Source organism: Mucilaginibacter sp. A5337 (genome assembly GCF_059690695.1).
Genome location: NZ_JCAWEC010000003.1, coordinates 68929 through 80580, shown reverse-complemented (window position 1 = coordinate 80580; position 11652 = coordinate 68929). Strand labels below are relative to the sequence as shown.

10 protein-coding genes are annotated in these 11652 nt (G+C 42.2%); 1 reads left to right on the top strand and 9 read right to left on the bottom strand.

Translation table 11 applies throughout. The features are described 5' to 3' along the window. Position 1 precedes the first annotated feature (1 nt). The 6 genes from lepB (AC59JO_RS10210) to AC59JO_RS10185 form a co-directional block, all read right to left on the bottom strand. Entirely contained in the window at positions 2-1141 is a 1140-nt protein-coding gene (lepB, locus tag AC59JO_RS10210; RefSeq protein WP_497305138.1) for a signal peptidase I, read from the bottom strand. Positions 1142-1513: 372 nt separating this feature from the next. Further along, positions 1514-2935, bottom strand: a complete 1422-nt coding sequence (gene lepB, locus AC59JO_RS10205) for a signal peptidase I (protein ID WP_497305136.1) — start codon at positions 2933-2935, stop codon at positions 1514-1516. A gap of 47 nt (positions 2936-2982) precedes the next feature. After that, complete coding sequence (dapB, locus tag AC59JO_RS10200; protein ID WP_497305134.1) at positions 2983-3732, bottom strand: 4-hydroxy-tetrahydrodipicolinate reductase; 750 nt, start codon at positions 3730-3732, stop codon at positions 2983-2985. Positions 3733-3755: 23 nt separating this feature from the next. After that, entirely contained in the window at positions 3756-4433 is a 678-nt protein-coding gene (locus AC59JO_RS10195; protein WP_413666116.1) for a DUF5683 domain-containing protein, read from the bottom strand. Between the two features lie 15 nt (positions 4434-4448). Continuing rightward, the gene (locus AC59JO_RS10190) at positions 4449-5360 is read right to left on the bottom strand and encodes a ParB/RepB/Spo0J family partition protein (RefSeq protein WP_497305132.1); all 912 of its coding nucleotides are present in this window, start codon (positions 5358-5360) and stop codon (positions 4449-4451) included. A gap of 3 nt (positions 5361-5363) precedes the next feature. Beyond that, the gene (locus AC59JO_RS10185) at positions 5364-6167 is read right to left on the bottom strand and encodes a ParA family protein (RefSeq protein WP_274990071.1); all 804 of its coding nucleotides are present in this window, start codon (positions 6165-6167) and stop codon (positions 5364-5366) included. Between the two features lie 301 nt (positions 6168-6468). On the opposite strand from AC59JO_RS10185, the gene AC59JO_RS10180 reads away from it, so the two are divergent. Continuing rightward, positions 6469-6990 carry an NADPH-dependent FMN reductase gene (locus tag AC59JO_RS10180; RefSeq protein ID WP_497305129.1) on the top strand — a complete coding sequence of 174 codons (522 nt, stop codon included), beginning with the start codon at positions 6469-6471 and terminating at the stop codon, positions 6988-6990. Positions 6991-7151: 161 nt separating this feature from the next. On the opposite strand, the gene AC59JO_RS10175 is transcribed toward AC59JO_RS10180, so the two are convergent. From AC59JO_RS10175 to AC59JO_RS10165, 3 genes are all read right to left on the bottom strand, one after another. After that, positions 7152-8003, bottom strand: a complete 852-nt coding sequence (locus tag AC59JO_RS10175; protein ID WP_413666113.1) for a T9SS type B sorting domain-containing protein — start codon at positions 8001-8003, stop codon at positions 7152-7154. A 419-nt stretch (positions 8004-8422) separates the two neighbouring features. Next, positions 8423-10393 (bottom strand): T9SS type B sorting domain-containing protein, encoded by a 1971-nt coding sequence (locus AC59JO_RS10170; protein ID WP_497305127.1) that lies wholly within the window; start codon positions 10391-10393, stop codon positions 8423-8425. A gap of 313 nt (positions 10394-10706) precedes the next feature. Then, positions 10707-11633 (bottom strand): hypothetical protein, encoded by a 927-nt coding sequence (locus AC59JO_RS10165; RefSeq protein WP_413666111.1) that lies wholly within the window; start codon positions 11631-11633, stop codon positions 10707-10709. Between the last annotated feature and the right edge of the window lie 19 nt (positions 11634-11652).

Below are 11652 nucleotides of genomic sequence, written 5' to 3'. Positions count from 1 at the left end.
ATTAATGTATGCCCCTGAATAGCCTGTTCCACCTTATTTTATCAAAGAAAGTGGCTGTACTATCAATACTCATCCAGGTAAATAATGCCTTGCCTACTACGTGATCTTCCGGAACAAAACCCCAAAAGCGCGAATCTTCCGAGTTATGGCGGTTATCACCCATCATAAAATAGTAGTTGAGCTTAAAGGTATAAGTATCGGCTTTTTTTCCGTTAATCATGATATCCTTACCTACAACATTTACTTTATTATTTTCATAAATCTCAATGGCGCGGCCATAAACCGGGAAAGTAAGGCTATCTAATTTAACAGTCCAGCCTTTTTTAGGGATAATGATAGGGCCGTAGTTGTCAACGTTCCATTTAAAATCCGGGAAGTTAGGCGTGATCTTATAGCGCGGATACTTGGCAGGGTAAACCGGGTTCAGCGGATCGCTGGTACCTCTGAGTGTTACTGCGGGCACTACCGATTTTACATTTGAATAAGTTTTCAAAGTAGCGGCCGATTCCTTTGCCATCATCATTTCATAACGATTGCCGGTGTTCCCCCTGATCCCTATCTTGAGTTCATTTAAAATAGCGGGGTTAAATTCCTGCCCGTTAGTTTCAACAAAATAACCCTCCTTGCCTCTTTCGGGATTTGGCGCAGCCTTACCGTTAATGTACACCTGCGCATTAACAACGCTCAATGTATCGCCCGGCGTGCCCTGGCAACGTTTGATAATGTTTTCGCGTTTATCAACCGGCCTGAAATAAGGTGAATCGGCCTCGATTGGTGCATTAAAAACCACGATATCCTGTTTTTTTATGTCACTTAATCCTGGCAGGCGATAATAAGGCAATTTTATTCCGCCCCAGTAAGCCTGAGTTCCCCAAGGCGTAGTATGGTGCATAAAAGGAAATGAAACAGGGGTTATTGGCATCCTTGCACCATAATTAACCTTGCTTACAAAGAGGTAATCGCCTATTAAAAGCGAGTTTTCCATCGAACCACTGGGGATAACGTAAGCCTCGATAAACAGCGTACGGATCAGGGTAGCGGCTATTACTGCAAATATGATGGCATCGCCCCATTCACGAAGCGCACTTTTTTTCTTTTTTACTTTAGTTGAATCTTTCTTTTTCCAGAATTTCCAGTTCATATGATATATCGAATGTGCAAATTTCAGATGTGCAAATGTGCAGATTTTTTAATGTTTATATTTTATGTATAAGATATATGTTACACGTTATATGTTACGCTCCCCAATAATAATTAAAAGATGCCAATCAAATCATTCATTCGCACCCATTCCTAATCATTTGCACATCTGAAATCCCCAAATCTTCCCCCATCTGCACATCTGAAATCTGCACATCCGCACATCCTTCCTCAATCATCTGCACATCTGAAATCTGCACATCCGCACATCCTTCCTCAATCATTTGCACATCTGAAATCTGCACATCCGCACATCCTTCCTCATCTGCACATCTGAAATCTGCACATCCGCACATCTTCCCTCATCCGCACATTAATTGATCCGCCTAAACACCTTATCCCATCTTATCTTACACCATGACGGCGCGTTGGCATCCCAGCTCATCCATACAAACACCGCCTTGCCAACAATGTGATCTTCGGGAACAAAACCCCAAAAACGCGAATCTTCGGAGTTGTGCCTATTATCGCCCATCATCCAATAGTAATCCATTTTAAAGGTATAACTATCGGCCTTAGTACCGTTAATCAATATCTCATTGCCTTTAATCTGCACCTTGTTATTTTCATACACCTCAATAGCACGCTGATAAAAAGGCATGGTCAAGCTATCCAGCGTCACTGTCCAGCCTTTTCTCGGTATAATGATTGGCCCCAGGTTATCTTCGTTCCATCTAAAGTGCGGATCGTGCGGAAAAACTTCCGGATCATACACGCCCCTTAATTTAATATCGGGTTTCACTGCTCTAACAAAAGGATAGGCTTTCAGCTTTTCGGCCGATTGCACCGTCATATTCGCTGTAAAATCAACCCTTGTAAACTGCTGGAGATCTTCCATATGCAGGTTATAGCGCGTACCGGGGTCAATTCCTTTTACCGAACCGTCTGTACGTATGCGATACTCCATTTCTCCACTTCGCGGAATTGGCATCGGCTGGTTATTTACATACACCTGGCCATACTCAAGTTTAATGGTATCGCCGGGGCTGCCCTGACAACGTTTTATATAATTTTCCTGCTTATCAACCGGTCGATAAAACGGCGAATCGGCATCCATAGGATAATTAAACACCACGGCATCACCTTTTTTAACTTGGCTAAAACCGGGTAAGCGGTAATATGGCAGCTTTATCCCATCCCAATAGGCTTTAGTACCCGTAAGCGGCAGAGTATGATGTGCAAACGGAAATGCTATCGGGGTCATAGGCAGGCGGGCACCGTAATTGATCTTGCTTACAAATAAAAAGTCGCCAACCATTAGCGAGCTTTCCATAGATGATGAAGGGATAGTGAAAGCCTCCAGGAAAAGCCCGCGGATAACGGTTGCCGCTATTACAGCGAAAAGAATGGCTTCTGTCCATTCCCGTACGGGCGATTTACTGAGATCCCGGTATTTCTCTCTGAAATCATCACTTGCCGATGGTCCAACATAGCGGGTACTTTTATCAAACCCCCATTTAGGGATAAATATAAAAGGCAGCAGTACAGACATGGTAATTTGCCCTATACCAACTTTCCCGAACGACTTAATAAAATCAATGAGGATACCGATGCTTATAATGAAGTTAATACCCGGTATTAAAAGCAGCAAAAGCAACCAGAGCGGCCGCTGGCTCAACTTGAGCATAATATAAAGGTGATATACCGGAATGAGCGCTTCCCAGCCCGGGCGACCGGCCTTTTCAAAAAGTTTCCAGTATCCGGCCAGTATTAAAACCAATAGCGGGCTTATCATGATATAAAACCCAATATAGCCCGCTATTGCCATTTATATTAAAGCTATTAGCTGTTAAAATCAAACATGGCTTCAACCGAATAAAAGCCTTTTTTATCGTGAAGCCATTCGGCAGCCAGTACAGCGCCTAAAGCAAAGCCATTACGGTTATGCGCAGTATGCTTAAATTCGATGCTATCAACCTCCGAGTCATAAATAACGGTGTGAGTGCCCGGTACGCTGTCAATTCTTAACGATTCAATGAGCAACTGATTTGGGGCAACGTTAGCATCGTCATCCTTGTCATCGGTAGTTAATACATTAATCCACTCGTTTTTGGTATCGGTATTATTAATAATCCCCTCGGCAATGGTTATGGCCGTACCGCTTGGCGAGTCCATTTTTTGCGTATGGTGAATTTCTTCAACCTGTACCTCATAATAAGGGTACTTGTTCATCACTTTAGCCAGCAGCTTATTCACATGGAAAAACACATTAACACCAACACTAAAGTTTGAAGCCCACAATAATGATTTATTCCCGTCAATACATTGCTGCTTTACTTCCGGCAGTTTCTCGTACCAGCCCGTTGTACCAATAACAACAGGAACATTGGCATTAAAGCAATGTTCAATATTTGACAAGACAGATGCCGGTGTGGTAAATTCAATTACAACATCTGCTTTTTGCAGGTTTTCGGTGGTAAGGTCATGAAGGGTTTCATGATCAATGGTAAGTACAATTTCGTGCTTGCGGCTAAGGGCTATCTTTTCAATGATTTTGCCCATTTTTCCGTAGCCAAGTAGTGCTATCTTCATTTCAGGTATTGTGGTTTTCCTTATTAAAACGTAAAGGTAACTTTTAAACCCGGAATATAAGCATTATTAGCACCCTGCGCATACACCGGCTGATTAATTAAACCGGGGGTTACCTTAAACGACAAATTATTATCAACCGTATACGAGTGAATAAACTTGGCATCGATATAAGCATCAATAGCCTGGATACCCCATACGGCTAAAAAACCAAAAATACTTAAATCGCGGTTACGCCTTGAGTTTTCACGCGCGTCGCTCAGGTTGGCATCGGGTACATCCTTATATAAAAAATATTCGTTATAATAAGGATCGCCGGGATTTGGCGGGTTGCCCTGGCGATATCTCGATAATATTAAATACTCGTGATAATAATGCTGATTATAAATAATGGCCGAAGTCAACAGGCCTAAACCACCGTAAATTAACGGTACTTTCCACCACCTGTGATTATATACTTGTCCCCAGCCCGGTACCATCAATGAATGTATTACTGCTTTATGCGGAATGTGCGTACTATCCGGGTGATAGATCTTTTCTTTAGCAGGATCGATTTTTGGGGCAAACGAGCCTGAAGGGGTTTTAACGGGATGCTTTACTTTCAGCGTATCACTTTTTTTATTCTCCGTACTATCAACTATTTGAGCCTGTGCAGCAAAAATAAAAAAAGTGAATACACCTAAAAAAAACAGGAATTTATACATTTTTAAAATTAACAATTACCAATCAAGCATTTCAAGGATGCGGCCAAGGTCATCTTCCGACAGGAAAGGAATCTCAATAACGCCGCTTCCGCGGCTGCCAACTTTTAGCTTTACCCTTGTACTAAATTTTGAAGCCAGGTCATCCTGGATCTTTTGCAACTGGTATGATACCGGCTCAGGCTGTTTGCCCTCCTTTTTTACCGGCGACTTTTGCATCTCTCTTACCAGTTCTTCAACCTTACGAACGGATAAACCTTCCTTTATAATATGCTGATGTATAAATAATTGTTTTGCAGGATCAGTTAACGTTAAAATAGCTTTGGCATGACCCATAGTAAGCTCCCCATCGCGAATAGAAGCCTGGATAACCGGTGGCAGCCTTAACAGGCGCAGGTAATTAGTGACTGTCGAGCGGTTTTTACTCACCCTGTCGCCAAGTTCTTCCTGTTTCAGGTTACACTCCTCAATCATACGCTGAAAGCTCAGGGCAACCTCAATGGCATTCAGGTTTTCGCGCTGAATGTTTTCAATGAGTGCCATTTCCAGCATTTGCTGATCATTGGCAGTACGCACATAAGCCGGGATCTGGGTTAAACCAGCCAGCTTTGATGCACGAAAACGGCGCTCGCCCGATATTAGCTGGTATTTATGCGCGCTTAATTTCCTGAGTGTAATAGGCTGAATTAAACCCTGCAATTTAATCGACTCCGAAAGCTCTGTTAGTGCCTGCTCATCAAAATCGGTACGGGGCTGAAAAGGGTTTACCTCAATTTCAGTTAGTTTTATTTCATTAACCGAGCCCAGGTCATTTACCTCGGCAGGGCTTGCAGTTTCTTTATTTCTGTTTTGGTATGGCTGTACGTTAGGCGTGTCGTTCAATAGCGCACTCAGTCCCTTGCCCAGGGCATTTCTCTTTTCACCACTCATTTACTATACTGTTGCTGTAGCTGTTGCCTGTTCACCCTTAACCAACCCGTTTTTTTCCAAAATTTCGCGGGCAAGGTTTAAATAATTGATTGCACCCTTACAGGTAGCATCATGCATAATTACCGATACACCAAAGCTTGGCGCCTCGCTTAAACGGGTATTACGCTGTATAATGGTATCAAAAACCATATCCTCAAAGTGGGTTTTAACCTCGTCAACCACCTGGTTGCTCAGGCGCAAACGGACATCGTACATGGTTAACAAAATACCTTCAATTTCCAGCTGCGGGTTAAGGCGCGACTGAACAATTTTGATAGTATTTAATAATTTACCCAAACCCTCTAACGCAAAATACTCGCACTGTACAGGTACAATTACCGAATCGGCAGCGGTTAAAGCATTAATGGTGATCAAACCTAATGACGGTGAACAATCAATAATGATAAAATCATATTCGTCGCGCACCTTGTCAAATACCTGCTTCATTTTGTACTCTCGGCCGCTTAAATTGATCATTTCAATTTCGGCACCTACCAGGTCAATATGTGCGGGCAATAAATCAAGATTAGGGGTTTCAGTTTTCTGAATGGCCTCATGAGGGTCAACCTCATTGATGATACATTCGTAAATACTGTTTTTTATATTGCGGGGATCGAAGCCAATACCCGAAGTTGAATTGGCCTGCGGATCGGCATCAACCAACAAAGTTTTATAATCTAATACAGCTAAACTTGCAGCCAGATTTATAGATGATGTAGTTTTCCCTACGCCGCCTTTCTGGTTGGCTAAAGCAATAATTTTACTCATTCTATAGTTTAAAAAAATTTATAGTTCTGTGATTTATAACAACGTTAAATAGAAACAGAAATTTCTACTTTCGTAAAGTTTTTATCCGGTGATAAAGATACGGAATTAAATAATGCAGAATTCCACAGCTTTTGCCTATTTACAAACAATATTGATCAATTAGTGAATTATCAACTTAATAAGCGGGTGAATATTATTGCTTAAATCATATTCAAAATTAAAGCACTCATTAACAGAATATTAATAATAAAAAAAATAGCAATATCACTAATCAAACCGATCAGCAATTTACCAATAATAAATGATAACCATTATATCGTCAACCAACAGGCCCGGAAGCTCAACGCTTAAGCTTGCGCATGTTTACCAGCAAAAGCTACGCGAAAAAGGCGTGGAAGCAGGTATTTTATCGCTTGCACAACTACCGCCTAATATTATTGAAACCGACCTGTATAATAAAAGGAGCGCTGAGTTTGAGCCTATACAGCAGGTAGTTACCAATACCGATAAATTTATTTTTCTTATCCCCGAATACAATGGCAGCTTTCCGGGCGTACTCAAGGTTTTTATTGATGCCTGCAGTTTTCCGGAAAGTTTTTACGATAAAAAAGCGGCTTTGGTAGGCTTATCATCGGGTAAATACGGCAACATTCGCGGCGTTGACCATTTCACCGGCGTTTGCCACTACCTGCACCTCAACATCATGGCGCTTAAACTGCACATAGCAGCCATACACAAAGAGTTTGACGAAGAAGAAAACCTGTTTAAACCCGATACCATAAAGTTTGTAAACGAGCAGATCGATAAGATCATTAGATTTTGATTTTGGGAGATTGCACCGATTGGAATTGATTACACCGATTCCTTTTTTCTGCGATTGCAGGGATTATTTTGATAAAAGAAAGATTTCAACATTGGGCGGAACTAATTAAATCAGCTGAGTATCGGTGAAATCAAAAAATAATCGGTGTAATCCCCAAAAACCTATCTAATCAAAAACACCCATCCCGATACCCTTGGGATCTCATTCTTGAAATCAATTACATAATAATAAGTCCCGGTGTCAAGAGGGGCACCGTTACGGGTACCATTCCAGGGGGTGTTATAGCCTATGCTTTTAAAAATCACTGCACCGCCGCGATCATAAATAGTCAAAACACAATCGGTATAAGCATCAAGATTAACAACATTCCACACATCATTAACCCCATCGCCATTGGGCGAAAATGCAGTAGGGATGGTTAATTTAGGCGCACTTGTTATAAATTCGATATCGTCAAGCAACAAATCATTACCTGGACCGCCGGGGGCATTGTTGCTTATTTTTAAAACAAGGCTGCTTACATTATCCGGCGTTTTAAAAACCAGCTTATACTTTTTCCATACCGGCCCCGACGTTGCAGCTATCGGCCCCGTACGCAGTGTTTCAAGCACTTCGCCGGTTGTTGTTTCGATAGAAAAAAGAATATCCGGTTGCTGCACCGTTGGCCCAACTACGGTATTTTTAAGCAGGTTAAGGATATAGGCCGAAAACTCATAGGTTGTAGCGGGGCAAAGAGAGGGCACCATGCGGGTATAAAAAGTGCTCGGCTCGTTTGATGCATTGATCATCATCATATAGCCATTATTATTACCGGTATGGTCATGTATCACCTTATTCCAGGACTCTTCAGCACAGCCTTCCGAAGTATTAACCAGTGTATAAAAGCCGTCGGCCGGGCAATAGGGTGTATAGACCATATTGGTAACACCAGCCGGTAATGCAGGCCCATGTCCGATGCCCGAGCCAAAATCTTCCCTGAATAACCAATGCCCTAATTTTCCGGTACAATCCATGCTTTGAGCATTGACACTGGTACAAAATAACATCAACAGTAAAAAAATCGGGGAAAGACGCACGTGCATGACCGAATCAACACTTAAAACATCAAAAGTATGTTCAACCACTCTAATTCAGGCAGCAGTCAACGGTCAGTTTTATAAATTAAGTCAATAGTCCTAAGTCGGAAGTCACAAATCGGATTGTTTAGAAGCTGTTTAAAAATGGGAGAAAGTATTTTTGCAGAGACGCATAATTGCGTCTCCCGGAAGACAAGCCGATTTCAAAGCGCCTCTGCTGCCGTAAATTGCAAGCGGAAGACGCAATTATGTGTCTCTACATTCAAAAACTATCGTTTTTAAACAGTCTCTTAGAAAAACAATCAAATTCAAAAGCTTCTTAGCACTTATGACTTTAGGCTAAAGACTAAAGCTCATTAATGGACAATAAGCACCCAACCCGATAAAAGTGGTGCGCCACTTTTAAGATCAATCACGTAGTAATACGTACCCGATGGCAAAACATATCCTTTATAGGCACCATTCCAGGGTTTGTCGTAACCTGTGGAACTATATACTTTTTGCCCGCTGCGGCTAAAAACATTCATCGTACTTTGCGGATAGGTTGACAAAGCTTCGATATCCCAATAATCATTTAAACCGTCTCCATTAGGCGAAAACGTGGTAGGAATAACAATTTTTTTATACACCCGTACAAAAATTGAGGCATAGGCAGATCCGCAGCCAATACCTGATGTAGCTTTCAGTGTATAAGTGATATCATCGGTAGGACTGGCAACAGGATTCTTTTTAGTAGGGTCGTCAAGCCCGGTGGCAGGACTCCATAAGTACGTGTCGGTATATTGCGTCTGGGCATCCAGTACTACAGACTGCCCTTCAAAAATCTTTTTTTGCGGAATGATACTTGCCTCGGGTACAGGCATAACCGTTACGGTTACCGTTTGGGTGGCTGTACAACCCTCATTACTGATTACGGTTACAGTATATGTAGTGGTTTCGGCAGGTTTAGCAGCGGGACTCGCTGCCGTTGGATCAGATAAGCCTGCCACCGGCGACCAACTATAGCTTTTGGCGTTAGGCGTGGTTTCATTGAGAATGGTGGCACTCCCTTTACAAATTGGAGCAGGGGCAATAGCCGGTATCACGGGTTTTAAATTGACGGTTGCCTTTACTTTATCCGATGGGGTGGGACATCCGCCGGCCGAAACTACGGTAACCTGGTAGTCACCTACTGCAGCAACAGTGGCATTGTCGATGACTAACGGATTTTGATTTTTATTGGCAGCAGTAACGCCCGGCCCCGTCCATTCATAACTCACCGCTCCGGGCGCGGTAGCTGCGAGTGTAAGCGCGTCACCTTCGCATACTGCAGGAGCAGTAACTGTAGGTTTGTCCAGGTAAGCGTTAACAGTTACAGTACGCACATCTGAATAAACGCGGCAATTAGGCGAATTGATATTGTCCCCCTCGGCAGCAGCCATCCTATATAGGTAAGTGCCAACCGGTTTATTTTCATCAAATTGAAATGAATAACTGAGATTTGTTGCTCCGGGTATATTTACCCAGGTAACACCACCGTCGGTACTGCTTTGCCATTGTTCTTTGGGATTGCTGTAGCCATTATTCAGATCGGCTATAAGGTTATAGCTTTGAACCTGCCCTTTACAGCTATTTTTAGGCTGGGTGTCGTCAACGGTGGTAAATCCCACCTTGATAGTAGGTCCACAGGCCCTGAATTCAATATCATCAAGAAGCAAATCATTTCCATTACCACCTGCACCATTATTTGAGATCTCCAATACAATTTGAGTAACCCCGGCACCTGTTGAAAACGGCACGCTATATTTATTCCATTGAGGGTCTGCGGTAGGCTGTATGGTATAGGTATCGTACTGAACCAAAATTGTTCCGTCTGGCTTTTTTATGGTAAATAATAAATCGGGCTGCTTAGTATCTGCATCGCTTGATGAAAGCTTCATAAGGTTAAGTACATACGCCGAAAACTCGTAAGTCGTATTCTCGCAAAGATTAAGGTCCTTTGCTTCGGTAAAAAAAACACTCGGCTCATATGACGCGTTCACGAGCATCATGTAGCCGCCGGTATTTCCTGTATGATCATGAAGTACCGTATGCCATGTGTCATGGTGGCATGCGGTCTGACTGCTTACAATTGAATAATACGTGTCTTTTGGACAATCAGAAGTGTAGTTCATAGTTGTAATACCTGTAGCCAGTGGAGGGCCGGTATGACTAACTCCCGATCCAAAATCAAGTTTCACCACCGGGTCGCCATAACTTCCGTTACAAACAACCGTCTGCGCTCTAACTTGTACACAAGCAAACGCAAACAAGACCAACAGAAATAATTTAATTGTATTAAAAGGCATTAAACGGTTGGGAATATAAACATCGAACCACCAAAAATATATTTTTTTGGTTACGCCGGTGCATAAAAACCTGCTAAACCATGAATATATTATACACTGCAAAACAGTCACTTATCCCAAACAATCCTCGCATTTAAAAAGTTAACTATTAGTATACAAAAGCCTGCTAATATGAAAAATAAGCTTATTATATTTCCTTTCATTATGCTATACAGGGCGGCCGTGCTTACGTGCGATTGCTTCGTACCTCGCAATGACATAGCTTTTTATCGTTACCCCTTAAGATCATTCCCCTTTAGGGGTTAGGGGCCATCTACTCTTTCTTATAATCCTTATGCACAATCAAAAAACTGGCGCGTTCTTCTTTATGGAAAGGGATGTTCCAGTTACCCTGGTAGGTGATTTTGGTAGGTAATGGTTCTCCCTGGAAATTATTAAGTTCGATGTTCATCTGCACATTGAAATCAAAGAACATATTGCTGAATTTCATATCGATATAGCGACCAAGGATCTGGAAGGTGCGTTCATCAAAAATAGTAGTCATTTCCTTGATCATGGTATCACTGTCGGACGTGCTGGGTTTGCACCTCACCTTAAAACGGTAAACGGGAATGGTATCAAGGTATTTGCCACGGGCAAATTCGTAATAGTAATACTGGCGCATATCGCCCGAGAATATCTCTGTTTTGCTGCTGATGAAAGGAATCCCGCTCACCTTACGGCCCGGCGTAAAAATCAGCGTTTTGAGTTTGCTTTTGTACGATTCATTTTTACCCCCCGAACCTGGCAGGGCATCCCCCTTGGTAAAATCAGAATTATAGGCGTTCATGAAAATAAAATCGAACATCTCCACAGTGTACAATTGGTATTTGCCGTTCTTTTTATAAACATCGCCACTATCCTTTTTGGCTATATATTCAATTTTATGTTTACCGGCCGCGTTGCTATGCAGAATTTTGCGGTAGATGCGCCCGTTTACCTTATTCTTATTATCGTAAGTAAAAATGCGGTTTTCGGCAGTAAAGCCGAATTTCTTCATATTCTGGAAAGCTTGGTAGAAACCGGTATCGGCCAATACAGCATCAATAAAATCCTGTGCATTAAGTTTATGCGAACGAATATCAACCAGCGAGTCGATTACGATAGTACGAATGGTATCCGGATTGAAGCGGTTGATCTGTTGCGCCTTCACGAACAGACTTGCGGTAGTAAGGATAAGGATCAGGAGTAGTTTTTTCATAGTAAAATTAGGTTAAAGG

Coding starts and splice junctions, on each gene's coding strand:
- lepB (WP_497305138.1), bottom strand. CDS start 1,141: ATGAACTGGAAATTCTGGAAAAAGAAAGATTCAACTAAAGTAAAAAAG.
- lepB (WP_497305136.1), bottom strand. CDS start 2,935: ATGATAAGCCCGCTATTGGTTTTAATACTGGCCGGATACTGGAAACTT.
- dapB (WP_497305134.1), bottom strand. CDS start 3,732: ATGAAGATAGCACTACTTGGCTACGGAAAAATGGGCAAAATCATTGAA.
- AC59JO_RS10195 (WP_413666116.1), bottom strand. CDS start 4,433: ATGTATAAATTCCTGTTTTTTTTAGGTGTATTCACTTTTTTTATTTTT.
- AC59JO_RS10190 (WP_497305132.1), bottom strand. CDS start 5,360: ATGAGTGGTGAAAAGAGAAATGCCCTGGGCAAGGGACTGAGTGCGCTA.
- AC59JO_RS10185 (WP_274990071.1), bottom strand. CDS start 6,167: ATGAGTAAAATTATTGCTTTAGCCAACCAGAAAGGCGGCGTAGGGAAA.
- AC59JO_RS10180 (WP_497305129.1), top strand. CDS start 6,469: ATGATAACCATTATATCGTCAACCAACAGGCCCGGAAGCTCAACGCTT.
- AC59JO_RS10175 (WP_413666113.1), bottom strand. CDS start 8,003: ATGGATTGTACCGGAAAATTAGGGCATTGGTTATTCAGGGAAGATTTT.
- AC59JO_RS10170 (WP_497305127.1), bottom strand. CDS start 10,393: ATGCCTTTTAATACAATTAAATTATTTCTGTTGGTCTTGTTTGCGTTT.
- AC59JO_RS10165 (WP_413666111.1), bottom strand. CDS start 11,633: ATGAAAAAACTACTCCTGATCCTTATCCTTACTACCGCAAGTCTGTTC.